Source organism: Rathayibacter sp. Leaf185, from assembly GCF_001423885.1.
GTDB lineage: Bacteria > Actinomycetota > Actinomycetes > Actinomycetales > Microbacteriaceae > Rathayibacter.
In genome coordinates, this window is sequence record NZ_LMPP01000004.1 from 139,230 (window position 1) to 163,294 (window position 24,065).

Consider the following 24,065-nt stretch of genomic DNA (forward strand, 5'->3'; position numbering starts at 1 on the left):
GTCAGACTAGGGCGCTCGGCCGGAAGGGCACATGCACGCCGATCGTCGTCGGTCCACCCGCCGGCGACTCGACCCTGAGCACTCCGCGCAGACCCCTGATGCGGCCCTCGAGCCCCTCGAGACCGTGGCCCGCGATCGGTGCGGCGCCGCCGACTCCGTCGTCGATCACCCACACGTCGAGCCAGCGCTCTCCCGGCGCCCCCGTCTGGCGGACGTCGAGGTGCACGCGCACCGTCTCGGCCCGGGCGTGCTTGGAGGCGTTGGCGAGCAGCTCGGCGACCACGAAGTAGACGCTGCGCTCGACCTCGGGAGGGATGTCGTCGATCGTGTGCTCGGTCAGGACCTGCACGGGGACGGGGCTCATCGCCGCGAGCGAGTGCACCGCCGCCTCGAATCCGCGGTCCTGGAGGATCGGCGGCGCAACTCCTCGCGACAGCGCACGCAGTTCGTCGAGAGCCGACGTGACGTGCGCGCGGGCCTCGTCGATGAGGGCGGCGGCCGACTCCGGATCGCTGACGACACGGTTGCGCGCCGAGCCCAGATCCATCTGCACGCGGATCAGGCGCTGCTGCGGACCGTCGTGGATGTCGCGCTCGAGCTGGCGCAGCGCCCGGTCCTCGGCGGCGACCGCGGCGCCGCGCGACGCGCTGAGCTCGGCGACCTCGCGCTGGAGCGCCTCAGAACCCCACGGGCCGAGCAGGAGCCTGTCGACGAGGTAGCGCGCGAGGGTCAGCCCGCGCGTCGCGAACGGCAGGGTCGAGACGAAGAGGACGACCATCGCCGCGCCCGCGAGGGCGACGACGACCGCCGGGGGCTCCGGCAGCCCGAGGACACCCGTCGCCCGCTCGGCGAGCCACTGCGCGGCGCCTCCTGAACCGTCGATCATCGCGGCGAGGGTGCCGAGCCCGGCCCAGACCCAGAGCCCGAGTACACCGGAGAACAGGAGGGCGAGCAGCGGAGCGACGACGAGCGTGTGCAGCAGCGCCAGCCAGTAGTGGCCGTCGATCACCGGCCCGTAGAGCGAGAAGGTCGCGGGAGTGACGGAGGCGGGCGCACGCCGCCACTGCGGCTCGGGGATCGGCGGGCGACCGGCCAGCGTGTCGAGCGCGCAGGCGACCCGGGAGAAGTAGCGCGCCATGACGAGGGCGAGCGGGAGGAAGACGAGACCGATCAGCACTCCGACGAGGCCGAGTGCCAGCACGAGCGCGAGCCCGGCCGCGAAGGCGCCGATCGCCGAGAGCGGCACGGCGACGAGGAGGGCGAGCACTTCGCGCGGCAGGTCGCGCCAGAGCCGGAGGTAGGCGCGGGTCGCCTCGCCGAGAGCGGAGGGGGCAGTGCTCATCCGACCCTTCTCCGTGTCTGCTCGATCGGTCGTCGGGCACCGTTCCGAGAGTATCGGCGCGGAGGGTGCCGAGCGCGGGGGCTGACCCCCTGAACGAGGTCCGCGGGCACTGTCGGCACCCAGGCCAGGCTCCCCTTCTCCGGCCTTAGCGGAGCCTCCGCTTCCTTGCGGGCGCTGGGCTGCGGCGTACAGTTGACGATCAGTCACCCCCTCTCGAAAGGAAGACGATGTCCACTGCATCCGTCACGTCGCTCACCTCGTCGAACCCGGATGTCGCATCCGGAGTCGCCCAGTTCCTCAGCCCGGTCGTCATCGAGATGACCGCCCTCGCCGTCAACGGCAAGCAGGCGCACTGGCACGTCCGCGGCGCCAACTTCATCGGCGTCCACGAGCTCCTCGACACCATCGTCGCCCACGCCATCGAGTGGGCCGACCTGGCCGCCGAGCGCGTGGTCGCCCTCGGCCTGCCGGTCGACGCGCGCATCCAGACCGTCGCCTCCGCGACGCAGACCGCGCCCCTCACTCCCGGCTTCCAGCGCTCCGAGAACGCGATCGTCGAGGTGATCAACCTGATGGACGTCGCGATCACCACGGTGAACACCGCGATCGCCGAGCTCGCCGACATCGACGCGAGCAGCCAGGACGTCGCCATCGAGATCGGTCGCGGCCTCGAGAAGGACCGCTGGTTCCTCTTCGCCCACGTCAGCGAGAGCTGAGCGCACTCACCACGACGGCCCGCTGGATCCCTGATCCGGCGGGCCGTTCGTCGTCCCCGGTTGCCCGGGCTACTCGGTCAGCAAGGCGGGCGCCGTCCGCAGAAGGTGACGTCTTCTCACAGACCCCCGGTGTCAGAGCTCGTGCGTGAAGCGGCCCGCGACGAGCGTGGCGGCGACGGGCATCGTCCGCAGCTCCTCGGAGTCGGAGGCGAGCGGGTCGCGGTCGAGCACGACGAGGTCGGCCGGGTCGCCCGGCCGGGGGCGGAGACGACGCGCCCGCGTGGACGCGGTGATCGCCTCCGCAACGGTGAGACGCTGCTCCGGGTGCCAAGGCTCCTCCCCCGCTCGCGCTCGCGACACCGCGGCCGCGATGGCGACCCACGGGTCCAGCGGCGCGACGGGAGCGTCGGAGCCGAGGACGACGGTCGCTCCGGAGTCGACGAGAGAGCGCAACGCGAAGGCCCGGTCGGTCTGCCCCCGCCAGTACCGCTCCGCGACCTCCCGGTCGTCGAGAGCGTGGGCGGGCTGCACCCCGGCGACGACGCCGAGCGCAGCGAAGCGCGGCAGGTCGGCCGCGGTCACCAGCTGCGCGTGCTCGATCCGGCCGCCGCCCACCCGCGCGAGGGAGTCGAGCGCGATCGAGACCGCTGCGTCGCCGAGGGCGTGCACCGTCGGGCGGATCCCCGCAGCGACCGCTCGCGCGAGCAGGCCGTCGAGCTCCTCGGGTCCGACCGTCAGCACCCCCCGGCCGGCGTCCTCGCCCTCATAGGGATGAGTGCAGTACGCGGTCCGGGTGTTCAGCGAGCCATCGATGAGCACCTTCAGCGGTCCCATCCGGAGCAGCCCCTCACCGCCGGCGAGCTCGTCGCCCGAGCGCAGACCCTCGGCGATCGCGCGCTCGAGGTCGCCGCGGTAGACCCCGGTGTCGACGCGCAGCGAGCGGACGCCGCGCTCGACGCGCCGCGTCCAGTCACCGACGTTCCAGCGCATCTCGAGGTCGACGACGCCGACGATGCCGCGGGCCGCCGCGCGACGGGCCGCGATGTCGACGAGATCGTCCAGATCGTCGTCGCTCAGCGCCTCGAGCGCCGAGACGAGCCGGAAGCAGGCGTCCTCCCGCAGGATGTCGTCCTGCAGGGCGATCCCGTAGCGCCGGAGCGCCGTCGAGTTGGCCCACGCCGAGTGCAGGTCGCCGCTGACCAGCACGACAGGATGCTCCGGCGCGACCTCGTCGAGCAGCGCCGTCGTCGGGAGATCCGGCCACAGTCCGTCCCGGAAGCCGAAGCCGATCAGCGTCGACGCCGTGTCGGTCGAGGAGGCGAGGCGGCCTCGGACGGCCTCGACCGCCTCCTGGGCCGACCGCGCCGTCGAGACGTCGAGCCGCGGCGCCGTCATCGACCACTGCGAGAAGTGCACGTGCTCGTCCCAGAGTCCTGGGATCAGCCAGCGGCCGTCGAACTCGCGCACCTCGTCGGCCGCGAGCGAGCCGTCGGGGCCGATGTCAGCGATCAGCCCGTCGCGGAGCAGGACCGAGACCGGCTCCTGACCGTCGAGAAGTCGGGCGCCGCGGAGGAGCAGATCCCCGCTCATCGGGCGCGCCGCATCTCGCGCGCGAGCGGAGCGGAGGCGTACGGGCCGTCTCCGTCGAGCTCGGACAGGATCCGGTCGACGATCGCCGCCGGCTTGTTCTGGCTCATCTTCCGCTTCGCGACGATCCGGGTCGGGCGGAGCCTGAAGCCGACCGTCCCGCTCGAGATGCGCGCGGCGTAGGCGGCATCCTCCGGAGTGCCCTCCATCCGGCGGGGCTCGGGCAGCACGTCCTCGAAGCGGTCGACGAGATCGGCCAGGGCCCGGAGGTTCTCGGCCGGCGAGAGGATCTCGGGCGTACCCGTCAGGTGCGCGGTGACGAAGTTCCAGGTCGGCACGGCCGGGTCGGCGTCGTACCAGCCGGGTGAGATGTAGCCGTGCGGCCCCTGCACGATCATCAGGACCTCGTGCGCGCCGAGCTCGTGCAGGAGGTCGTCGGGCCGGCCGACGTGACTGAAGACGACGATGTCGTCCTCGGTCTCGTCGAGCACGACCGGGTAGTGCGAGGCCACCGTCTCCCCCGCCTCCGTGTGGCTGACGATCGTCGCCCACGGGTTCTCGCGGATCAGCTGCTTGATGTCGTCGGTGTCGCTGAGCGCGAAGCTCGGGTTCTGGCGCATCGGGTCCTCTCGAGGGTCAGACGGTCACGACTGGCACACCGGGCACCAGTAGAGCTTGCGCGCGCCGATCTCCTCGATCAGCACGTTCGTGCCGCAGACCCGGCACGGGAGACCCTCGCGCTTGTAGACGTAGTTGCGCTCTGCGCGGCTCCTGACCGCCTTCGACCGCTCGCTCTTCGTCAGTCCGCGGCGGGTGATCATCATCCCGGTGCGGATGCCGTCCTCGAGCAGCAGCGCCCAGTCGGCCCAGAGCTCGCGGGCCAGCTCGAGCGGCACCTGCTTGCCCGGGGTGTGCGGGTCGAGTCCGGCGCGGTAGAGCAGCTCCGCGCGGTAGATGTTGCCGATGCCGCTGACCACCGACTGATCCATCAGCACGAGGCCGACCGGGGTCGCGGTCTTGCGGAGGCGGTTCACGAATCGGTCTCGCGCCTCGTCGGAGTCGTCGGCGGCCGGATCGGGACCGAGTCGCGCGAGCAGCGCCTCCACCTGGGAGGGGTCCATCACCTCGCACGCGGTCGGCCCGCGCAGGTCGGCGACCGTCTCCTCCGTCTGGATGCGCACCCGGACGGCACCGATGGGCGGCGGCGGGAACTCCTGGAGGTCGGTGTCGGTCTCGTGCTCCGTCTCGGACAGCCGGACGGCGCGGCGTCTGCGGGGCGCGCCGATACTGCTGCCCGCCTCGCCGTCGGGGAAGAGCGGAGAGACGTTCCCGAGGAAGTCCCAGGCGCCGTAGAGCCCGAGGTGCACGTGCAGCGTCGCGTCGCCCTCGAAACGCAGGAGCAGGTGCTTGCCGACCGCGGTCGACTCGAGGACCTCGCGACCGTCGAGGAGCGCGGCACCCTCGACGAAACGGCCCTGCGGGCTGCTCGTCGCGACCCGGTGTCCGACGACATCGCGCTCGAACTGCAGCGCGATGCGGTGGACGGAATGCCCCTCCGGCACCTAGCGGCCGCTCGCGGCGGAGTCGACGACGCGGCCCGCGATGTCTCCGGTCGCCTCGTACTCGGCGAGCTGAGCGATGCGGCGGACGTGCCGCTCCTCGAACGAGAACGGCTCGGCGACGAATGCGTCGATGAAGCCGGTGGCCTCCTCGACGGTGTGCTGACGCGCTCCGATCGAGATGACGTTGGCGTCGTTGTGCTGGCGGGCGAGCACTGCGGTGCTGAGACTCCACACGAGGGCGGCGCGAACGCCGGCGACCTTGTTGGCGGCGATCTGCTCGCCGTTGCCAGATCCTCCGAAGACGATGCCGAGAGCCTCGATGCCCGCCTCCTGATCGCGGACGACGGCGGCCGCCGCGTTGATGCAGAACGAGGGGTAGTCGTCGAGCGGGTCGTACGACGTCGGTCCGTGGTCGACCACGTCGTGTCCCGCAGCACCGAGGTGCTCGATCAGGTGCCGGCTGAAGTCCAGCCCTGCGTGGTCCGTTGCGATGTGGATGCGCACGCGCTCGTCCTCCGGAAGTGCCGTTCGATGCCCGTGGAGCCGGGGCCGAGTGTCAGGGTAGCGCCCGAGCGCCAGGACCTGCTGAACACGATCCCGCGTGCTCCGCTCGGCCTGATCGCACGATCTGCGGCGTCGCGGATCTCGTCCGATGCCCGCATCGGCCTTCGATCCGCTCCTTGCAGCTCGCACGATCAGGCCGTGCTCGCGACGGCGGTCTCGTGTCCACCAGGCCCTAGTCGAAGATCGGATCGCGCGTGCGGGAGCGCTTGAGCTCGAAGAAGCCGTCGTAGGAGGCGGCGGCGACGATGCCGTCCCAGAGGGCCAGCGCCTGCTCACCGCGGGGCGCCGGCGAGAGGACGGGACCGAAGAAGGCGACGTCTCCGATCGCGATGACGGGGGTGCCGACGTCCTGACCGACCCGCCCGATGCCGTCGAAGTGCGAGGCGCGCATCGGCTCGTCGTACTCGTCGGTGTCGGCGAAGGCCGCCAGACCGGCGTCGAGGCCGACCTCGGCGAGCGACTCGGCGATGATCGCGTCGACGTCCTTGCGGGCCTCGACGTGGATCCGTGTGCCGAGCGCGTCGTAGAGCGGCTTGACGTGCTGCTCGCCCTCACGCGCGGCGACGGCGGCGACGAGACGCGTGAAGCGCAGTGCCCGCGGGAAGAAGGCGCGGTACGACTCGTCCACGTCGTTGTCCTCGTTGAGGACGGCGAGGCTCATGATGTGCCAGCGCACGTCGAGCTCGCGGGCGGGAGTCACCTCGTCCACGAACCGCGAGGTCATCCAGGCCCAGGGGCAGGAGGGATCGAACCAGAAATCGACGGTGGTCATGGGTCAACGCTACCTCCCGGCGCGCATCCCTCAGGCGGCTCTAGGGTAGATCGGCGGCGCCAGCACCCCGGCGCCCGGCAATGCCGCGCCCGCGACGAACGGATGGAGCACCACTGTGCCAGGAGACAACCTCACCCGCAGCGAAGCGCAGGAGCGCGCCTCGCTGATCCAGGTCACCGACTACGACGTCACCCTCGACCTCACCCGGGGCGCCGAGACCTTCCTCAGCACGACGACCGTGCGCTTCAGCGCGACAGAGGGAGCCTCGAGCTTCATCGACGCGATCACGAGGACCGTGCACTCGGTCACTCTGAACGGCGCCGAGCTCGACCCCGCCGACGTGGCCGACGGCGTGCGCATCCGACTCGACTCGCTCGCGGCCGACAACGAGCTGACCGTCGTCGCCGACGCCCTCTACACGAACACCGGCGAGGGTCTGCACCGCTTCGTCGATCCGGTCGACGGCGAGGTGTACCTCTACTCGCAGTTCGAGGTCCCGGATTCGCGGCGCATGTTCGCGGTGTTCGAGCAGCCCGATCTGAAGGCCGCGTTCCGCTTCACCGTGACCGCACCCGCCGCCTGGCAGGTCGTCTCGAACCAGCCCACGCCCGAGCCGGTGCCCGCGGGCGACGGCGTCGCGACCTGGAGCTTCGAGCCCACCCCGCGCATCTCCTCGTACATCACCGCCCTCATCGCGGGGCCGTACGTGGTCGAGACCGACTCCCTCGTCTCTTCGGACGGCCGCACCGTGCCGCTCGGCGTCTTCGCTCGCGCGTCTCTCGCTCCGTACCTCGATGCGGACTACGTGTTCGAGAAGACCAAGCAGGGCTTCGACTTCTACGAGGAGAAGTTCGGCGTTCCGTACCCGTTCGACAAGTACGACCAGCTCTTCGTGCCCGAGTTCAACGCGGGCGCGATGGAGAACGCGGGAGCCGTCACCTTCACCGAGACCTACGTCTTCCGCTCGAAGGTCACCGAGGCGGTCAAGGAGCGCCGCGTCGTGACGATCCTGCACGAGCTCGCCCACATGTGGTTCGGCGACCTGGTGACGATGACCTGGTGGAACGACCTCTGGCTCAACGAGTCGTTCGCCGAGTACGCGTCGACTCTCGCGACCGCCGAGGCGACGGAGTGGACCGAGGCGTGGACCACCTTCGCCGCGATGGAGAAGAGCTGGGCGTACCGCCAGGACCAGCTCCCCTCGACCCACCCGATCGTCGCGACGATCAACGACCTCGAGGATGTCCAGGTCAACTTCGACGGCATCACCTACGCCAAGGGCGCCTCCGTGCTCAAGCAGCTGGTGGCCTGGGTCGGCGAGGAGGAGTTCCTCGCCGGTGTCCACGAGTACTTCGTCAAGCACGCCTTCTCGAACACCGAGCTGCGCGATCTCCTCGTCGAGCTCGAGGCGACCAGCGGACGCGACCTCACCGAGTGGTCGTCGCTGTGGCTCGAGACGGCCGGGGTGAACACGCTGCGCCCCGAGATCTCGGTCGACGACGAGGGAGTGATCGCGTCCTTCGCGATCCTGCAGACCGCCGTCGAGGAGTACCCGACGATCCGGCCGCACCGCCTCGCGATCGGCCTCTACGACTTCGAGGGCGACCGCCTCGTGCGCGTCGACCGCCTCGAGCTCGACGTCGACGGCGAGCGGACCGAGGTGCCCGAGCTGATCGGACGCACCCGCCCCGCCCTCGTGCTGCTCAACGACGACGATCTCGCCTACGCGAAGATCCGCCTCGACGACTCCTCCCTGGCCGTCGCGATCGAGCACCTCGCGAGCATCGAGAGCCCGCTCGCGCGCTCGCTGGTGTGGGGGTCGGTCTGGGATGCGACTCGGGACGCCGAGTCGGCTCCCCGCGACTTCGTGCGCCTCGTTCTCGGCAACATCGCGACCGAGACGGAGTCGACCACGCTGCGAACCGTGCTGGGCCAGCTCGTCAGCACGGCGACGCAGTACGTCGCTCCGGAGCACCGCACCGCGGTGGTCGAGGAGGTCGGCGATCGGCTCTGGGCGATGGCCCAGCAGGCGGCGGCGGGCAGCGACGCGCAGTTCCAGTTCGTGAAGTTCTTCGCCGCGGTCGCATCGACGGCGGAGCACCTCGACGCCGTGCAGGCGCTGCGTGACGGCGCGACGACGCTCGAGGGTCTCGAGATCGACACCGACCTCTCGTGGGAGCTGCTCATCGCGATCGTCGCGGGCGGGCGGGCGGGTGCGACCGAGATCGATGCCGCGCTGGCCGCCGACAACACGGCGACCGGAGCGCAGTCCGCGGCGAACGCGCGCGCCGCGATCCCGACCCCGGAGGCCAAGCGCGCGGCCTGGGACTCGGTCACGCTCGACGACTCCGCTCCGAACACGATCGTCCGCTCGACGGGCCTCGGCTTCCAGCGGACGTCGGACCCGGCGGTGCTGGATGCGATGGTGCCGGTGTACTTCGGCGCCCTGCGCGAGCTGTGGGACAGCAAGAGCTACAAGATCGCGGAGTACCTGGTCGTCGGCTTCTACCCGGCCGCGACCCCGACCCAGGAGATCGTCGACGCGACCCGGGAGTGGCTCGCCGCCAACCCCGAGGTACCGGCGCTGCGACGCCTCGTGATCGAGAACCTCGCGGGCGTCGAGCGCGCCCTGCGCGCCCAGGCGCGCGACGCGCGGGGCTGAGCGCGAGGGAACCCCGGACCGTCGACGGAGCCCGCGCCCAGCGGCGGCTTCGACGGTCCGGGGTTCCCTCACCCGTTGTGACGGAGGGCCCGGCCTGCGGGTCAGCGCTCCGGCAGGGAGCGGCGGGCGGGGCCGTCGTAGGCCGACAGCGGGCGGATGAGCGCGTTGGACGCGCGCTGCTCGAGCACGTGCGCCGTCCAGCCGACGACGCGGGCCGCGACGAACAGCGGCGTGAAGATCTCGGTGTCGAACCCCATCAGGCGGTACGCCGGACCGGACGGGTAGTCGAGATTCGGCAGGATCCCCGTCCGATCGGCCATCGCCTCCGCCAGCGCGTCGTAGAGCTCGAGCATCTCGACGGCGCTCTCGTGCTCGGCCACGCGCCGGAGCGCCGCCTCCATGGTCGGCACCCGCGAGTCACCCGACTTGTACACGCGGTGACCGAAGCCCATCACCTTGCGGCGCTCCCCCAGCGCCGACGCGAGCCACTCCCGCGAGCGCCGCGGCGCCTCCTGGCCGAGTCCGATCTCGTCGAAGACGTGCAGCACGGCCTCGTTCGCGCCTCCGTGCAGCGGGCCCTTCAGCGCACCCACGGCCGCCGTCACCGCCGAGTACACGTCGGAGAGCGTCGACGTCACCACCCGTGCCGTGAACGTCGACGCATTGAAGGAGTGCTCCGCGTAGAGCACGAGTGAGACCCGGAAGGCGTCGACGACCACGGCATCGGGCACCTCGCCGAAGGTCATCCAGAGGAAGTTCTCGGAGTAGTCGAGGTCGCGCCGCGGAGCGATCGGCTCCTCGCTGCGACGCCGGCGCTGCGCGTAGGCGACGATCGCCGGCAGGGCCGCCCAGAGCCGGATCGAACGCTCGAGCACCTCGTCGGGCGCGTCCGCATCGGCGTCCGGATCGAGCGCACCCAGCGCACTGACGGCTGTTCGCACCACGTCCATCGGGTGCGCCGTGAGCGGCAGCAGGTCGATGACCGCACGGATCTCGGGAGCCAGACCGCGGTGCGACCGCTCGAACGAGCGCAGGGCGGCGGCCTCCCCCGTCGTCGGCAGCTCACCGTTCCAGAGCAGCCAGGCGACGTCCTCGAACGAGCGCTCTGCCGCGAGCTCCTGCACGGGGTAGCCCCGGTACAGCAGCGAGTTCGACTCCGGGTCGACCTTCGAGATCGCCGTGGTGTCGACGACGACGCCCACGAGACCCTTCCGGATGTCCTGGTCGGTGGTGCTCATGTCCGCTCCTTCGCGAGATGGGCCGGGGCGCCGGGGTTGGCGCGGGTCGTCAGGCGCCGTGGTGATCGGCGAGGCTGAAGTCGAAGACGCCCTCGTCGAACGTGCTGTACGAGGCGTAGTCGAGCAGTTCGTAGAGCTCGGCCCTGGTCTGCATGCCGGGTACCTCGGCTCGCAGCGATCCGTCGGCCTTCAGGGTGTCGAGGGCGCGCATCGCCGCACCCATCGCGATCCGGAGGAGCGAGACCGGGTAGATGACGATGTTCACGCCGACGTCGGCGAGCTGCCGGGCGGTGAAGAGCTCGCTCTTGCCGAACTCGGTCATGTTCGCGAGCACGGGGACGTCGACGGCCGAGCGGATCGCCTCGAACTCGCCGAGATCACGCATCGCCTCGGGGAAGATCGCGTCGGCGCCGGCGTCGACGAGTCGCTTCGCGCGGTCGATCGCAGCCTGCAGGCCGTCGATGGCGCGGATGTCGGTCCTGGCCATGATCACGAGGCCGGAGTCGCGACGCGCGTCGACCGCTGCGGCGATCCGGCGGACCGAGGTGCTCTCGTCGACGACCGCCTTCCCGTCGAGGTGCCCGCAGCGCTTCGGGTTGACCTGGTCCTCGATGTGCAGCGCCGCGACCCCGGCGTCCTCGAGCATCTGCACGGTGCGCGCGACGTTGAGCGGCTCGCCGAACCCCGTGTCGGCGTCGATGAGGACGGGCAGGTCGGTCATCCGCGCGATCTGCTGGCCTCGGCCCGCGACCTCGCTGAGGGTCGTGAGCCCGATGTCGGGCAGCCCCAGTTCGGCCGAGAGCACGGCGCCCGAGACGTAGACGCCGTCGAATCCCTTCTCCTCGATCAGCCGCGCCGAGAGCGGAGTGAAGGCGCCCGGCAGCTGCAGGAGCTCGCCCGTCGCGAGCCGCTCACGGAAGAGACGGCGCTTCTCGGCGGGGGTCCGGGTCGAGTGCAGCATCGGGCGTCCTCGGGGTCTGGGAAGAAGGGTGGCAGCGAGGCGGCGCCTCCCGTCGAATCTATACGGCGGCCCGCCGGCCGGCGCGAAGAGGCCCGGAAGCGGGTCGCTGCCGAACCGTCTCGCAGGAAGCGGTCCCGTAGCCTGGAGGCGATGCTGCTCTTCGACACCTCCACTCCCAGTCCTGTCGCCGCGACCATCTCCTTCTTCGACACTCCCGTCTTCTGGAAGAGCGTCGGAGTCGTCCTGATCGTGCTCGGCGCGCTCGTCGCGCGCGTCATCGCGCACTTCGTCGTCGGCCGGGTGGTCGACCAGATCGTCTCGGGTGTGAAGAAGCGCCAGCGGGTCGAGGACACGCAGGCGATCGCCGCCTCACCGCTCGCTGCGGTGCGCGTCGTCCAGCGCACGCGGACGCTGGGCTCGATCCTGAACAACATCAGCTCGATCCTGATCGTGATCATCGCCCTCGTGATGATCGTCAGCACGATCGACAGCACTCTCATCGGCTCCTTCGCCCTGCTCACCGCGGCGCTCGGCGCCGGCCTCGGCTTCGGTGCCCAGAACATCGTGAAGGACGTGCTGAACGGGCTCTTCATGGTCGCCGAGGACCAGCTCGGAGTCGGCGACGTGGTCGACACCGGCCAGGCCACGGGTGTGGTCGAGAACGTCGGCGTGCGGATCACCCAGATCCGCGACGTGAACGGCACCCTGTGGTTCGTCCGCAACGGCGAGATCATCCGGGTCGGCAACATGTCGCAGGGTTGGTCGCGCGTGATCATCGACCTCGCCGTGCCCTACGAGGCCGACCTCGAGACGGTGCAGGCGTCGATCCTGCAGACCGCGAACGAGCTCGCCGCCAGCAGCCGGTGGCGTGCCCGGATCATCGACAAGCCGGAGCTGTGGGGGCTGGAGTCGATCTCCGACGACGCCCTCGTCGTCCGGCTCGTGCTGAAGACCCGCACGACGGCCAAGGACGACGTCGCGCGCGAGCTCAAGATCCGCCTCAAGCGGGCGCTCGACGCCCTCGACGTGAAGCTGCCGTCGCTGTCCGCCGTCGTGCTGAGCGGGTTCGAGGGTGCGGCGAGCGTCGGAGGCGCTAAGGGCCCCCGCACGACGCCGTCGCCCACCATCACGACCGAGCACGGCAAGCCGGTGCGCCTCCCCCGCGCCCTACGCAAGCAGAAGGACGCGCGGCCCGTCGACGGCGACGGCTCGGACGCTCCGACGCAGGGACCGCGCTCGTGACCGGCCTGCAGATCGGCGGGACGCCTCCGATGCGCAGCTTCTGGGAGCACCTGGGCGGTCGCCCGACCTTCGAGCGGCTCGTGCGCCGCTTCTACGAGGGCGTGCGCGAAGACGAGGTCCTGTGGCCGATGTACCCCGAGCACGACCTCGAGGGAGCGATCCAGCGGCTCACGGGGTTCCTCGAGCAGTACTGGGGCGGGCCGACGACCTACAGCCAGGAGCGCGGCCACCCGCGGCTGCGGATGCGGCACCAGCCCTTCCACATCAACCCCGAGGCGCGCGACCACTGGCTCCAGAACATGCGCGTGGCGGTCGACGAGCTCGAGCTCGCGCCGGCCGACGACGCGATGCTCTGGGACTACCTCGAGCGCGCGGCGCACGCGATGGTGAACACGTTCGAGGAGTGACCCGGCGCGGGACTGATGTCTCGGTCCGTCGCGGGCCGACTCAGGCCGGTGTGCGCACGAGCACATGGCCTCGCTTGGACGTGAGGCGGCGCCACGGTCCGCTCTCGAGCAGGGCGACCGGGTCGCCGGCGTCGAGGAAGCCCAGCGCGAAGAGCGCGAAGGCCGCACCGGCCGGCACGTCCTCCAGACCGTCGAGCGGGCGTCCCCAGACGGACGAGCGCACGCGGGAGACGATCTGCTCGCCGGTCTCGGAGCCGACGGCCGCGGCGATCTCGTCGATGCCGTCGCGGGCCACTCGCTCGAGGAACACCGGATCGACCGGCTCGCGGCGCAGCCATCCACCGCGCGGAGGAGCGATGCCCGCCCAGGGTCCGGCGGTCGCGTCGTCGCCGTCGGGCAGTGAGACGGGCTTGCCGTCGGCACCCCCCGGCTCCCACTGCAGCCGGGCGAGGCGATCGGAGAGAGCGCGGATCGGAACGACGCGGTCGAACGCGGCAGGCTCGTCGAGTGCGAAGACGCGCAGCCCGAGGACCGTGGACGAGCGGTCGAGGATCCCGCGGGGCTGGAGGATCGCGGTGTACGCGGCGAGGATGCGGTCCTGAGCGAGGAGGCGCACGGCGCCGTCGTCGACTCGGGCGGACCTGCCGAGGAAGACCCGCAGATCGGACAGGCTGGGTGGATCTGCAAGCGAGAAGGACGCACTCATCGCGTCGATAAACTTACCCGGAGGCCCGCCTCCCGGCAGGTCGACACCCCGGAGGTACCGTGCCCGATCCCCTGTCCTCGTTCCTCGCCGCCCTCGATCTGACCGACACGGGAGCCCGCACCAGCGAGGACATCTTCACGGGTCCGTCGCAGTGGATGCCCGAGGGCCGCGTGTTCGGCGGGCAGGTGCTGGCCCAGTCGCTGATCGCCGCCGGTCGCACCGTGGGCGACGACCACGGGGTGCACTCGATGCACGGCTACTTCCTGCGGCCCGGTGACGTCAGCCTTCCGATCACGTTCTCGGTCGACCGGATCCACGACGGCCGCTCCTTCAGCACTCGTCGCACGCAGGCGTACCAGAACGGCGCTCCGATCCTCTCGATGATCGCGTCGTTCCAGACCGAGGACGAGGGGCTCGACCACCAGACGCCGATGCCCGAGGGCGTTCCCGATCCGGAGGCGCTGCCGAGCACCGCAGAGGTCCTCGCGGGCGTCGACCACCCGGTCGGCAGCTTCTGGGCGACCCAGCGCCCGTTCGATGTGCGCCACGTCGAGCAGCCCGTGTATCTGCGCGCCGATCCCCAGCAGGTCGCGCATCAGAGCGTGTGGATGCGGGCGCTCGGTCCGCTCCCGGACGACCCGATGCTGCACCGCGCGGCCCTCGCCTACGCGAGTGACTACACGATCCTCGAGTCGACCCTCCGCCGCCACGGAGCGGCCTGGATCACGCCCGGCCTGCGCATCGCGAGCCTCGACCATGCGATGTGGTGGCACCGCCCCGCGCGGGTCGACGAGTGGCTGCTGTACGTGCAGGAGGCGCCGAGCGCCTCGGGCGGACGCGGGCTGTCGCTGGGGCGCATCTACTCGCGCGACGGTCTGCTCGTCGCGAGCGTCGCCCAGGAGGGGATGGTGCGGGTCCCGCGCTGACGTGCGGAATCCACACGGACCTACGGCTCGTACGGATCATGTTCGGCTCGCAGGACCCGGCCGATCCGACGAGCGGGAGCGGATACTGCGAGCCGAAGCGGTTACTGCGAGCCGAAGGTCAGGCGGAGGGCGCTCTCAGCTCTCCGCGCGATGTCGGCCGGACGTCGGCCGCGCAGAGACGCGACGTCAGCCGCGTTTGGTGAACGCGATGGGTTCCTCGACATACGGCGCCCAGACGGTGCGGAGCTCGGGCGGGATCCGCTCCGGTCGCCCGGTCGCGGCGACGACCATGACGAGCGTGGTCGCCGCCTTCGTGTACAGCACCCGCGGCGTGACGCCCTCGGGCGAGTACAGCTCGTAGCAGACCTCGAGACTCGCGCCGCCGATGCGGCCGATCCACAGCTCGATGTCGATCGGCGCCCGCATGTACGGGATCGGCGCGAGGTACTCGATCTCCTGCCGGGCGATGAGACTGATGGTGCGCGCGCCCGGTCGGGCGTCGAGCACCGCGGTCGCCCTCCCGCCCGCCTCCGGGGAGTCGGGCGCCCAGAACGCCTGGATGCGCGCCTCCTCGAGCAGGCGCAGCATCTCGGCGTTGTTGACGTGCGCGTAGGCGTCGAAGTCCGACCAGCGCAGCGGGATGGCGACGTGCAGGCGCATCAGTCGCGCGTGAGCTTGCGGTAGGCCGAGCGGTGCGGCTTCGCCGCGTCGGGGCCGAGACGCTCGATCTTGTTCTCTTCGTACGCCTCGAAGTTGCCCTCGAACCAGTACCAGTTGGCCGGGTCCTCCTCGGTGCCCTCGTAGGAGAGGATGTGCGTCGCGATCCGGTCGAGGAACCACCGGTCGTGGGTGATGACCACCGCGCAGCCGGGGAACTCGAGTAGAGCGTTCTCGAGGCTGCCGAGGGTCTCGACGTCGAGGTCGTTGGTGGGCTCGTCGAGCAGGAGCAGGTTGCCGCCCTGCTTGAGGGTCAGCGCGAGGTTGAGGCGGTTGCGCTCACCACCGGAGAGCACGCCGGCCTTCTTCTGCTGGTCCGGGCCCTTGAAGCCGAACTGCGAGACGTATGCGCGCGACGGGATCTCGGTGCGTCCGACCGTGATGTAGTCGTGGCCGTCCGAGACGACCTCCCACAGGTTCTTGTTCGGGTCGATACCGCCGCGGCTCTGGTCGACATACGAGATGTCGACCGTCTCGCCGATCTTGAGGTCTCCGGAGTCGAGCGGCTCGAAGCCCACGATCGTCTTGAAGAGCGTGGTCTTGCCGACGCCGTTCGGGCCGATGACGCCGACGATTCCGTTGCGCGGGAGGGTGAAGCTCAGGTCCTCGATGAGCACGCGCTCGCCGAACGCCTTGTGCAGCTTCTTCGCGTCGATGACCTGGGCGCCGAGGCGCGGGCCCACGGGGATGACGATCTCCTCGAAGTCGAGCACGCGCGTCTTCTCCGCCTCCGACGCCATCTCCTCGTAGCGGGCGAGGCGCGCCTTCGACTTGGCCTGGCGCCCCTTGGCGTTGCTGCGGACCCACTCGAGCTCGGTCGTGAGGCGCTTGGCGAGCTTCGCGTCCTTCTTGCCCTGCACCTCGAGGCGTGCGCGCTTCTTCTCGAGGTAGGTGGAGTAGTTGCCCTCGTAGGGGTAGAGGTGGCCGCGGTCGACCTCGGCGATCCACTCCGCGACGTTGTCGAGGAAGTACCGGTCGTGGGTGACGGCGAGCACGGCGCCGGGGTACTTCGAGAGGAACTGCTCGAGCCAGAGCACGCTCTCGGCGTCGAGGTGGTTGGTGGGCTCGTCGAGCAGCAGCAGGTCGGGCTTCTGCAGGAGGAGCTTGGTCAGCGCCACGCGGCGCTTCTCTCCTCCGGAGAGGTTGGTGACGAGGGAGTCGCCCGGCGGAGTCCGCAGGGCGTCCATCGCCTGCTCGAGCTGCGAGTCGAGGTCCCATGCGTCGGCCGCGTCGATGGCCTCCTGGAGGGTGCCCATCTCGGCCAGGAGCGTGTCGAAGTCGGCGTCGGGGTCGGCCATCGCCAGCGAGATCTCGTTGAAGCGGTCGATCTTGCCCTTGATCTCGCCGACGCCCTCCTGGACGTTCTCGAGCACCGTCTTGGTCTCGTCGAGCTCCGGCTCCTGCATCAGGATGCCGACGGAGTAGCCCGGGCTGAGCCGCGCCTCACCGTTGCTGGGGGTGTCGAGCCCCGCCATGATCTTCAGGATCGTCGACTTGCCGGCGCCGTTCGGGCCGACCACGCCGATCTTCGCGCCGGGCAGGAACGACATCGTGACGTCGTCCAGGATCAGCTTGTCGCCGACCGCCTTGCGGGCGCGCACCATCGAGTAAATGTATTCAGCCACTTCAGTCCTCAACCGCTCGTACGTTCTCGGTGCCCCGCTCTCGGCCGGGCAGGTCCCGTGGATCGGGAGGGCCTCGGCCGGATGACGCCGTCTGTCGATCACCGCACCGCTCGAAGCAGCGGCGGAGTCGATGGCCGGGGGCCCGTTCGAGGATACCGGGTGGTGGCGTGGAGCGGGTCAGCCCTCGAGGGAGACGGTCTGGCCGATCAGGCAGGCGCCCGTCGCGATCGGAGCCGCCACGACCACGTGCACTCCCCCGCTCTTGGGACCGTACTGCCCGATCAGGCAGGCGTCGGACATCTTCACCGAGACCTGCACGGAGTCGGCGTCGAGGCCGACCGACGTCTCGTCGGCGGTCAGCTGCATCGACTCCTTCGCGAAGCCGTTCGCGACGAGGGCGTCCACGACGCTGCGACCCGGGGCCGCGGAGTCGGCTCCGACGACTCCGGCGACGACCTGCTCGAAGAAGGCGCGGTTCTCCTCCGCGGTACCGCCCGGTACGAGGGCGAGAGGAGCGGCGGGCGCCTCGGACGAGCTCGGCTCGGCCGCCGCCGACGGGGAGACGGAGGGTGCGGGAGCATCGGACGCCGTGCAGCCGGCGAGGACCGCGATCGACCCGAGCACGAGGGCGGCCTGCGCGAGAGCACCGCGCAGAGTGGTCCGTGTCGTCACTGGGCTCCTCCCGGCGGCAGCGGATCTCGTGCCGGACACGCCGCTCGCCGAGTCTCACGGAGGAGCTGTCAGAACGGAGTGTCGACCGATTCTAACGACGGCTCCGAGGCCTCGACGCCCGCACCTGCCGCCACCGCACCCCAGTCGCCGACGGACTCCGTTCCGGGCCCGGGAGGGGCGGACTCGCTCCAGGCGGGCGCTGCGGTCGGCGCCGGCGGTGCTGCCGTCCTGCCCACCGTCTTGCTCAGGCTCGTCGTACCCCAGGCGAGGTCGTGCCCGATCCCGTCGGCGTTGACCGCGACGTCGGTGCCCGTCTTGCCTCCCGCCTCCCAGGCGCGGACGGTGAGCCGGCCGGTGACGATGATGCGGTCTCCACGGGCGAGGGAGCCGAGCGCGTTGCCGGCGAGCGCGTTGAAGGCGTTCACCGTGTACCAGTTGGTGGCGCCGTCGACCCACTTCTGCGCTGCCCGGTCGTAGCGCCGCTGAGTGGACGCCAGGCGGAAGGTCGTCATCGCTGTGCCGTTCGCCGTGTCGATGCTGCGCGGGTCGGTGCCGATGACTCCGATGACGGTCATGGTGTCGGTCATTGTCGTGTCCTCTCGTCGGTGATCGCGGCTGCGATCGAGCGGCGCCCGGCCGGAGGGGGCTGGTACCGGTCGGGCGCCGCAGGGACAGTGTCACGACGAACGGCCCGCCTCCGGTGGGAGTGCGGGCCGTTCTGGGGAGGATCCGGTGAAGACGGCTCCTGGGGAGGAGAGCTACGACGCCAGGATGTACTTCGAGTACGACTTGCGGATCTTGTTGACCTTCGGAAGTGCTACGGCGAGGCAGTAGCCCTGACCGGGGTTCTTCGCGAAGAAGTCCTGGTGGTAGTCCTCGGCCTCGAAGTAGACGCCCAGCGGCGAGATCTCGGTGACGATCGGACCGTCCCACCACTCCGCAGCGCGGTCGCGGGCGGTCTCGAAGAGCTCCTTCTCCTCGTCGCTCGAGTAGTACATGGCCGAGCGGTACTGGGTGCCGACGTCGTTGCCCTGCCGGTTGAGCTGGCGGGGGTCGTGCAGCGTGAAGAAGACGTCGAGGATGACCGACTCGGGAATGACGTCGGGGTCGAACGTCACGGCGACCGCCTCGGCGTGCCCGGTGCGGCCGGTGCAGACCGCCTCGTACGAGGGGTTCGGCACGGCTCCGCCGGTGTAGCCGGAGACGACGTCGGTCACGCCGTCGAGGACGCGGTAGACGGCGTCGAGACACCAGAAGCATCCTCCGGCGAGAACGAATGTGCGCATGGCGTGTGACTCACTTCCTGTCCGGGCGACACGACCGGGGCGCCGGTCGCATCACCCGAGTCAACGCCCCGAGCACCCCGCGCATTCCGTGCGGTGGAGGGCCTGGAATAGAGTCCACGGGTGAGCTACGACGCCGCCCCTGACCGCTACGACCGCATGGACTACCGACGAGTGGGACGGAGCGGGCTCCAGCTGCCCGCCCTCTCGCTCGGGCTGTGGCACAACTTCGGTTCCGACCGCCCCCTCGACACCCAGCGCGCGATCCTCCGGCGCGCCTTCGACCTCGGGATCACGCACTTCGATCTCGCGAACAACTACGGACCGCCCTACGGGGCGGCCGAGACCGCGTTCGGGAGGATCTTCGCCGAGGACTTCCGCCCGTACCGCGACGAGATCGTCCTCTCCTCCAAGGCGGGCTACGACATGTGGCCAGGGCCCTATGGCGACGGAGGCTCGCGCAAGTACCTGCTCTCCTCGCTGGACCAGAGCCTCCAGCGCCTCGGAGTCGACTACGTCGACGTCTTCTACTCGCACCGGCCCGATCCCGCCACGCCGATCGAGGAGACGATGGGCGCGCTCGCCTCGGCCGTCCAGCAGGGCAAGGCGCTCTACGTCGGCATCTCGAACTACGACCCCGAGCAGACCCGCGCGGCGCACTCCGCGCTGGCGGCGACCGGCGTGCCGCTCCTGATCCACCAGCCGCGCTACTCGATGTTCGACCGGCACGTCGAGGACGGTCTCTTCCCCGTCCTCGACGAGATCGGGACGGGCTGCATCGTGTTCTCGCCGCTCGCGCAGGGACTGCTCACCGACCGCTACCTCGACGGCAGTGTTCCGGAGGGGTCGCGCGCGGCGACCTCGCGCTTCCTGTCCTCGGACCGCATCGACCAGGTCTACCTCGACCGGGTCCGCGGCCTCCAGGCGATCGCCGAGGCGCGCGGGCAGTCGGTGGCGCAGCTCGCGTTGAGCTGGGTGCTGCGCTCACCATCGGTCACCAGCGCGGTCATCGGCGCCTCGAGCGTCGGCCAGCTGGAGCAGAACGTGGCGGCCCTCGATGCCGGGCCCCTGCGCCCGGAGGAGATCGAGGCGATCGAGGAGTTCGCGGTGCACGGCACCGGCCTCTGAGCCGCACCTCCGGGAATGTCGGTGGTCGCTCGTAGTCTGCGACAGCACTCGGCCGCGGGGTGCGCCGAGCACTCGAGCAGGAGGTACCGATGTCCCTGTCCACCTTGCACGCCACCCGCGTCCCGCCCACCCTCACCCGGGTGAACGGCCGCCTCTGGCGGGTCACCACGTCCTCCGGCGCGGTCGTCGGCCACATCGAGCTGGTCGACGACCCGCGGGGCGAGAAGTTCCGGGCCCGGCTCCTCCGCCACGGGATGCCGTCCGGTGCCGAGATCGGCGAGTTCTGGAGCGTCGACGACGCGATCGAGGTCTTCCGCGTCGCTTGAGCCCCTGAACGGCGCCGATCGTCCTGCGGTCGGCGCGGCACACGGGCGCCCGAACGCGTGCGGGCTAACGTTCGGCTCATGCAGTGGTGGAACGAGTTCGTGACCTGGATCCAGACGACCGACGGGCACCGATCGGTGTTCCTCGCCGTCGTCATCCTGCTCGCCGTGGTGATCGGAGTGGTCGTGACGGCTGCGGTGTTCCGCGGCTCGATAGCGCGGCTGATCCGTCAGCAGGAGCACGAGCGCAAGAACGCGGTGATCGCGACCCTCATCGACGCCGCAGTCGACGCGTCGGCGTGGAACGTGCTCACGCAGTCGGAGCGCATCCTGAGTGATCGGGCTTCGGCCCAGGCCGAGACGCATCTCCGACTGCTCCCCATCAAGGGCTCCGGAGTCGCGGCCAACTGGGCGGCGCACGAGCTCGCCGAGCTCAAGCACACCGCCTCGACCGGTGGGTACCAGACCCAGGCGAGCATCGGTGAGTTCCGCGACCGCCTCGTTCAGTGGCGCGACAAGCCGAGCCGAGCCCGGAAGGCGTTCCTCGCCGACCTCGAGCGCTGGCGCTTCTCGGAGACCTCGCGGCCCGAGACCCCGGCGGCGCCCGGTTCGGACTCCTCCGCTGCCGACTCCTCCACCGAGTCAGCCCCGGCGTCTCGGGTCGCGACTCCTGTGGCGACCTCGCAGCCCGCCGTCCCGGCCGGCCCCGTGGTCGTGGGCAGCAGCCCCGACGAGGCGAGCGACACCTCCTACCAGCGCCCGGCGACGCCGACGATCGTGCTCCCGCCCGCGCCCACGGGCTCGTCACACGACGAAACACGTCAACTTCTCGACGACGTCGACCGCCTCGATGTGCCCTCGCGGGAGCGTCCGGTCGAAGAGCTTCCCCCCGTCGAGCACGCGCCGGTCGCCTCGCACGACGAGTCCGCCGCTGAGCGGACCGACCCGCCGCAGAGCACCTCCGCCACTCGCAGCGCCGACTGAACGACTGCGGACGAAGAGAAGGCCCCTACCGCTGGTGCGGTGGGGGCCTTCTCCGTGGTGCGGATGGTGCAGGTTGTACGCCTCAGACGTGTGCATCACGTGCACGAGCGACTCGGCCGACCAGCACGGCGAGGGGCGCCGCGACGATCGTCCACGCAACGGCGATTCCACCGAGAATGGCGAGGAGCAACATGGTCGTACCTCCGTTCCTTACGTCGTTGTAATTCCGGACACCCCCAAGACTAGGTGCCTGACACACACTGAACAGGCCGATGCTCGGAAACACGCCGGTGTTGCCCCGAAATCAGCGGTGTGTTAGGAGGTGCATAGCCGTGTATCGCGCGCAGAAGCACGCCGCGACGAAGGGACGAAGGTGTGCCCCCGGCAGGAATCGAACCTGCGGCCAAGAGATTAGAAGGCTCCTGCTCTATCCGCTGAGCTACGGGGGCGTCGGAGAACGAGGATACCGGGCGGGCCGGACGGGAGCTGATCCCGACGCGGCGAGGCTCGGATCCCGGCCGGATCAGACGCCCTGCACGAGCCCGAGGACACCGACCACCAGGGAGACCGCGGCGAGCACCAGCGAGACGCCGATCAGGATCGTGTGCACCCGGAGGAACGTCGTCGCCTTCCCGTTCGCGTCACGGGCGCGCGGGTCCTTGCGGACCCTGCGGAGGAACGGAGGCCAGACCACCGCATTCCACACGGCGTTGGCGATCAGGATCCAGCAGACGAGCGTCATCACGAGGCTCGATTCTAGAAGCCCCCGCCGCGAGGCCCTCCACCGGCGGCCTGCGCGCCGGGGCCCTGTCGGTGGTCGCGGATAGACTCCGTCCATGAGTAGCGCCCCCGATCGTCTTGTCTGGATCGACTGCGAGATGACGGGACTCGACCTCGGCGTCGACGAGCTCGTCGAGATCGCCGTCGTCGTCACCGACTTCGACCTCGAACCCCTCGACGAGGGTCTGTCGATCGTGATCAAGCCGAACGACTCCGCCCTGGCGAACATGGGCGACTTCGTCCGCACGATGCACGAGACCTCCGGGCTCCTCGACGAGATCCCCTCGGGGGTCGGTGTGGCCGAGGCGGAGTACGAGGTCCTCGAGTACGTGCTGAAGCACGTCCCCGCCGAGCAGCACGCCCCCCTCGCCGGCAACTCCATCGGCACCGACCGCGCCTTCCTCGTCAAGTACATGCCCAAGCTCGACTCCCACCTGCACTACCGGAACGTCGACGTCTCGACCGTGAAGGAGCTCGCCCGCCGCTGGTTCCCGCGCGTCTACTTCAACGCGCCGGCCAAGCACGGCGGTCACCGCGCTCTCGCCGACATCCTCGAGAGCATCCGCGAGCTGCGCTACTACCGCAAGGCCGCCTTCATCGCCGAGCCCGGCCCGACGACCGCCGAGGTGCAGGCCGTCTCGGCCGCCGTCGTGGACGAGTTCGCCTCACGGATGTAGTACTCTCGTACAGTTGCTTCGCGGGGATCACCCTGCGGATCGCGATCCTGGTGGGTATAGCTCAGTTGGCAGAGCGCCTGGTTGTGGTCTAGGAGGTCGCGGGTTCGAGCCCCGTTACTCACCCCAGTCGTCAGGACGCACCGAGAGGTGCACACGAAGAACGGGCCGAGCGGCGAGAGCCGGAGAAGCCTGGAAGGGCCCGGAGTCGAAGGACTCCGGGCCCTTCGTGCGACCAGCGGCGAGAGAGGCGTGACCATGCTCCAATTGGACGCGGCCGCCTTCGAAGCGCTCGTCGTCGCCGAGCTCGACGCCCTGCCCGACGACATGGTCGACGGGCTCGACAACGTCGTCTTCGTCGTCGAGGATCGACCGGAGGACGGCTCGCTCGATCTCCTCGGCCTCTACGACGGCGTGGCTCTGACGGAGCGCGAGCGCTACGGCTTCGGCGAGATGCCCGACCGGATCATCCTCTTCCGCGAGCCGCACCTCGCGGCGTGCGCTGATCTCGATGAGCTGCGCGACGAGATCCACGTCACCCTCGTCCACGAGATCGCGCACTTCTACGGCATCGACGACGATCGCCTGCACGAGCTCGGCTGGGCCTGACTCGACCGGCCGGACTCGACCGGCCGGCCCCCTGCCGACTCAGGCCGAACCGGTGTCGACCACGACGTCGGCACCCGCTCGCGGAGACTCGCGAGCGCAGTAGCGCCGGAACTGCTCGTCCCACTCGTCCCAGTGCGACTCGAACAGCGCGCCGTCACGGGCGAGGGCGCGAGCACGGCGCTCCTGCTCCCCCGCCTCGATCCAGAGTGTGAGATCGGCGCGCGCGCGGTTCGCCGCCCCCGCCGCTCCGCAGCCCTCGAGCACGAGGAGCGGAGCCGTCACCAGACGCGATCCAGCGGTCGTGTCTGCTGCCCAGTTCCACGGGCGCCAGTGCGCCGGGACGCCGAGCGAGTGCGGTCGGACGAGCTCGCGATGACTGGACGCGACGGCCCGGTCGAGACCGGACCAGCCGGGGTAGAGGTCGTCCATCCGCACGAGCGCCGCCTCCGGAGCTCTGGGGATCGACCGGATCTCCCGCAGGAGGCCGACCGCGAAGGTCGACTTGCCGGAGCCGCTCGGTCCATCGATGAGGAGCGTTCGCACCCGACGATCGACCACACGACGGGCGAGAGCTCTGACCGCATC

Annotated in this window: 26 protein-coding genes and 2 tRNA genes; 11 read left to right on the forward strand and 17 right to left on the reverse strand. The window is 70.3% G+C overall.

The genetic code is table 11. From position 1 onward, the window contains the following. Position 1: 1 nt before the first annotated feature. Complete coding sequence (locus tag ASG06_RS14890) at positions 2-1,342, reverse strand: sensor histidine kinase (protein WP_056043922.1); 1,341 nt, start codon at positions 1,340-1,342, stop codon at positions 2-4. Between the two features lie 227 nt (positions 1,343-1,569). On the opposite strand from ASG06_RS14890, the gene ASG06_RS14895 reads away from it, so the two are divergent. Then, entirely contained in the window at positions 1,570-2,058 is a 489-nt protein-coding gene (locus ASG06_RS14895; protein WP_056043924.1) for a Dps family protein, read from the forward strand. Positions 2,059-2,190: 132 nt separating this feature from the next. On the opposite strand, the gene ASG06_RS14900 is transcribed toward ASG06_RS14895, so the two are convergent. From ASG06_RS14900 to ASG06_RS14920, 5 genes are all read right to left on the reverse strand, one after another. After that, on the reverse strand, positions 2,191-3,648 hold the full coding sequence (locus tag ASG06_RS14900) for an amidohydrolase (protein WP_056043929.1): 1,458 nt from the start codon (positions 3,646-3,648) through the stop codon (positions 2,191-2,193). Continuing rightward, entirely contained in the window at positions 3,645-4,265 is a 621-nt protein-coding gene (locus ASG06_RS14905; protein WP_056043932.1) for an FMN-binding negative transcriptional regulator, read from the reverse strand. The genes ASG06_RS14900 and ASG06_RS14905 overlap by 4 nt, the downstream gene beginning before the upstream one ends. 24 nt (positions 4,266-4,289) lie before the next feature. After that, the gene (locus ASG06_RS14910; protein ID WP_056043937.1) at positions 4,290-5,207 is read right to left on the reverse strand and encodes an Fpg/Nei family DNA glycosylase; all 918 of its coding nucleotides are present in this window, start codon (positions 5,205-5,207) and stop codon (positions 4,290-4,292) included. Beyond that, a complete protein-coding gene (locus tag ASG06_RS14915; protein ID WP_056043940.1) occupies positions 5,208-5,711 on the reverse strand; it encodes a ribose-5-phosphate isomerase in 504 nt (167 codons plus the stop codon). It abuts the gene before it with no gap. Positions 5,712-5,943: 232 nt separating this feature from the next. Beyond that, complete coding sequence (locus ASG06_RS14920; protein ID WP_056043943.1) at positions 5,944-6,543, reverse strand: mycothiol-dependent nitroreductase Rv2466c family protein; 600 nt, start codon at positions 6,541-6,543, stop codon at positions 5,944-5,946. Positions 6,544-6,658: 115 nt separating this feature from the next. On the opposite strand from ASG06_RS14920, the gene pepN reads away from it, so the two are divergent. Then, the gene (pepN, locus tag ASG06_RS14925) at positions 6,659-9,205 is read left to right on the forward strand and encodes an aminopeptidase N (protein ID WP_056043946.1); all 2,547 of its coding nucleotides are present in this window, start codon (positions 6,659-6,661) and stop codon (positions 9,203-9,205) included. Positions 9,206-9,306: 101 nt separating this feature from the next. Here pepN and ASG06_RS14930 read toward each other — a convergent pair whose 3' ends face one another. Together ASG06_RS14930 and prpB are read right to left on the reverse strand one after the other, a co-directional pair. After that, positions 9,307-10,443, reverse strand: coding sequence for a bifunctional 2-methylcitrate synthase/citrate synthase (locus tag ASG06_RS14930; protein WP_056043948.1), 1,137 nt, complete (start codon positions 10,441-10,443; stop codon positions 9,307-9,309). 49 nt (positions 10,444-10,492) lie between these two features. Further along, positions 10,493-11,404 (reverse strand): methylisocitrate lyase, encoded by a 912-nt coding sequence (gene prpB, locus ASG06_RS14935; RefSeq protein ID WP_056043951.1) that lies wholly within the window; start codon positions 11,402-11,404, stop codon positions 10,493-10,495. A gap of 150 nt (positions 11,405-11,554) precedes the next feature. On the opposite strand from prpB, the gene ASG06_RS14940 reads away from it, so the two are divergent. Next, a complete protein-coding gene (locus tag ASG06_RS14940) occupies positions 11,555-12,646 on the forward strand; it encodes a mechanosensitive ion channel family protein (RefSeq protein WP_082499275.1) in 1,092 nt (363 codons plus the stop codon). 29 nt (positions 12,647-12,675) lie between these two features. Beyond that, positions 12,676-13,053, forward strand: a complete 378-nt coding sequence (locus ASG06_RS14945; RefSeq protein ID WP_056044581.1) for a globin — start codon at positions 12,676-12,678, stop codon at positions 13,051-13,053. A gap of 40 nt (positions 13,054-13,093) precedes the next feature. Here the strand turns inward: ASG06_RS14945 and ASG06_RS14950 are convergent, their stop codons facing one another. Continuing rightward, a complete protein-coding gene (locus ASG06_RS14950) occupies positions 13,094-13,669 on the reverse strand; it encodes a hypothetical protein (RefSeq protein WP_231727770.1) in 576 nt (191 codons plus the stop codon). A gap of 149 nt (positions 13,670-13,818) precedes the next feature. On the opposite strand from ASG06_RS14950, the gene ASG06_RS14955 reads away from it, so the two are divergent. Continuing rightward, positions 13,819-14,685 (forward strand): acyl-CoA thioesterase, encoded by an 867-nt coding sequence (locus tag ASG06_RS14955; protein ID WP_231727772.1) that lies wholly within the window; start codon positions 13,819-13,821, stop codon positions 14,683-14,685. Between the two features lie 186 nt (positions 14,686-14,871). On the opposite strand, the gene ASG06_RS14960 is transcribed toward ASG06_RS14955, so the two are convergent. The 5 genes from ASG06_RS14960 to msrA all read right to left on the reverse strand — a co-directional run bounded on the left by ASG06_RS14960 (position 14,872) and on the right by msrA (position 18,985). Continuing rightward, positions 14,872-15,345, reverse strand: a complete 474-nt coding sequence (locus ASG06_RS14960) for an acyl-CoA thioesterase (RefSeq protein ID WP_056043957.1) — start codon at positions 15,343-15,345, stop codon at positions 14,872-14,874. Beyond that, complete coding sequence (gene ettA, locus ASG06_RS14965) at positions 15,345-17,027, reverse strand: energy-dependent translational throttle protein EttA (RefSeq protein ID WP_056043959.1); 1,683 nt, start codon at positions 17,025-17,027, stop codon at positions 15,345-15,347. Before ettA ends, ASG06_RS14960 begins: the two co-directional genes overlap by 1 nt. A gap of 177 nt (positions 17,028-17,204) precedes the next feature. Next, the gene (locus tag ASG06_RS14970) at positions 17,205-17,699 is read right to left on the reverse strand and encodes a DUF6993 domain-containing protein (RefSeq protein WP_056043962.1); all 495 of its coding nucleotides are present in this window, start codon (positions 17,697-17,699) and stop codon (positions 17,205-17,207) included. Positions 17,700-17,767: 68 nt separating this feature from the next. Further along, complete coding sequence (locus ASG06_RS14975) at positions 17,768-18,286, reverse strand: single-stranded DNA-binding protein (RefSeq protein WP_056043965.1); 519 nt, start codon at positions 18,284-18,286, stop codon at positions 17,768-17,770. A gap of 171 nt (positions 18,287-18,457) precedes the next feature. Beyond that, complete coding sequence (gene msrA / locus ASG06_RS14980; RefSeq protein ID WP_056043969.1) at positions 18,458-18,985, reverse strand: peptide-methionine (S)-S-oxide reductase MsrA; 528 nt, start codon at positions 18,983-18,985, stop codon at positions 18,458-18,460. A gap of 120 nt (positions 18,986-19,105) precedes the next feature. Here msrA and ASG06_RS14985 point away from each other — a divergent pair, with 120 nt between their 5' ends. The 3 genes from ASG06_RS14985 (at position 19,106) to ASG06_RS14995 (ending at position 21,417) form a co-directional block, all read left to right on the forward strand. Further along, entirely contained in the window at positions 19,106-20,110 is a 1,005-nt protein-coding gene (locus ASG06_RS14985) for an aldo/keto reductase (protein WP_056043973.1), read from the forward strand. Between the two features lie 89 nt (positions 20,111-20,199). Beyond that, positions 20,200-20,436 (forward strand): hypothetical protein, encoded by a 237-nt coding sequence (locus ASG06_RS14990; protein ID WP_056043975.1) that lies wholly within the window; start codon positions 20,200-20,202, stop codon positions 20,434-20,436. Positions 20,437-20,514: 78 nt separating this feature from the next. Then, on the forward strand, positions 20,515-21,417 hold the full coding sequence (locus tag ASG06_RS14995) for a hypothetical protein (RefSeq protein WP_056043978.1): 903 nt from the start codon (positions 20,515-20,517) through the stop codon (positions 21,415-21,417). Positions 21,418-21,793: 376 nt separating this feature from the next. On the opposite strand, the gene ASG06_RS15000 is transcribed toward ASG06_RS14995, so the two are convergent. Next, positions 21,794-21,866: transfer RNA gene (locus ASG06_RS15000), tRNA-Arg, on the reverse strand. Between the two features lie 74 nt (positions 21,867-21,940). Beyond that, a complete protein-coding gene (locus ASG06_RS15005) occupies positions 21,941-22,159 on the reverse strand; it encodes an SCO4848 family membrane protein (protein WP_056043981.1) in 219 nt (72 codons plus the stop codon). 94 nt (positions 22,160-22,253) lie between these two features. Here ASG06_RS15005 and orn point away from each other — a divergent pair, with 94 nt between their 5' ends. The 3 genes from orn (at position 22,254) to ASG06_RS15020 (ending at position 23,480) form a co-directional block, all read left to right on the forward strand. Then, a complete protein-coding gene (gene orn / locus ASG06_RS15010) occupies positions 22,254-22,874 on the forward strand; it encodes an oligoribonuclease (RefSeq protein ID WP_056043985.1) in 621 nt (206 codons plus the stop codon). A gap of 50 nt (positions 22,875-22,924) precedes the next feature. Next, a tRNA-His gene (locus tag ASG06_RS15015) sits at positions 22,925-23,000 on the forward strand. 129 nt (positions 23,001-23,129) lie between these two features. Beyond that, positions 23,130-23,480 carry a metallopeptidase family protein gene (locus ASG06_RS15020; protein WP_056044585.1) on the forward strand — a complete coding sequence of 117 codons (351 nt, stop codon included), beginning with the start codon at positions 23,130-23,132 and terminating at the stop codon, positions 23,478-23,480. A 39-nt stretch (positions 23,481-23,519) separates the two neighbouring features. On the opposite strand, the gene ASG06_RS15025 is transcribed toward ASG06_RS15020, so the two are convergent. Beyond that, positions 23,520-24,023, reverse strand: coding sequence for a hypothetical protein (locus ASG06_RS15025; RefSeq protein ID WP_056043987.1), 504 nt, complete (start codon positions 24,021-24,023; stop codon positions 23,520-23,522). Positions 24,024-24,065: the final 42 nt, after the last annotated feature.

Coding starts and splice junctions, on each gene's coding strand:
- ASG06_RS14890 (WP_056043922.1), bottom strand. CDS start 1,342: ATGAGCACTGCCCCCTCCGCTCTCGGCGAGGCGACCCGCGCCTACCTC.
- ASG06_RS14895 (WP_056043924.1), top strand. CDS start 1,570: ATGTCCACTGCATCCGTCACGTCGCTCACCTCGTCGAACCCGGATGTC.
- ASG06_RS14900 (WP_056043929.1), bottom strand. CDS start 3,648: ATGAGCGGGGATCTGCTCCTCCGCGGCGCCCGACTTCTCGACGGTCAG.
- ASG06_RS14905 (WP_056043932.1), bottom strand. CDS start 4,265: ATGCGCCAGAACCCGAGCTTCGCGCTCAGCGACACCGACGACATCAAG.
- ASG06_RS14920 (WP_056043943.1), bottom strand. CDS start 6,543: ATGACCACCGTCGATTTCTGGTTCGATCCCTCCTGCCCCTGGGCCTGG.
- ASG06_RS14930 (WP_056043948.1), bottom strand. CDS start 10,443: ATGAGCACCACCGACCAGGACATCCGGAAGGGTCTCGTGGGCGTCGTC.
- prpB (WP_056043951.1), bottom strand. CDS start 11,404: ATGCTGCACTCGACCCGGACCCCCGCCGAGAAGCGCCGTCTCTTCCGT.
- ASG06_RS14940 (WP_082499275.1), top strand. CDS start 11,555: ATGCTGCTCTTCGACACCTCCACTCCCAGTCCTGTCGCCGCGACCATC.
- ASG06_RS14945 (WP_056044581.1), top strand. CDS start 12,676: ATGCGCAGCTTCTGGGAGCACCTGGGCGGTCGCCCGACCTTCGAGCGG.
- ASG06_RS14960 (WP_056043957.1), bottom strand. CDS start 15,345: ATGCGCCTGCACGTCGCCATCCCGCTGCGCTGGTCGGACTTCGACGCC.
- ASG06_RS14975 (WP_056043965.1), bottom strand. CDS start 18,286: ATGACCGACACCATGACCGTCATCGGAGTCATCGGCACCGACCCGCGC.
- msrA (WP_056043969.1), bottom strand. CDS start 18,985: ATGCGCACATTCGTTCTCGCCGGAGGATGCTTCTGGTGTCTCGACGCC.
- ASG06_RS14990 (WP_056043975.1), top strand. CDS start 20,200: ATGTCCCTGTCCACCTTGCACGCCACCCGCGTCCCGCCCACCCTCACC.
- ASG06_RS14995 (WP_056043978.1), top strand. CDS start 20,515: ATGCAGTGGTGGAACGAGTTCGTGACCTGGATCCAGACGACCGACGGG.
- ASG06_RS15005 (WP_056043981.1), bottom strand. CDS start 22,159: ATGACGCTCGTCTGCTGGATCCTGATCGCCAACGCCGTGTGGAATGCG.
- orn (WP_056043985.1), top strand. CDS start 22,254: ATGAGTAGCGCCCCCGATCGTCTTGTCTGGATCGACTGCGAGATGACG.
- ASG06_RS15020 (WP_056044585.1), top strand. CDS start 23,130: ATGCTCCAATTGGACGCGGCCGCCTTCGAAGCGCTCGTCGTCGCCGAG.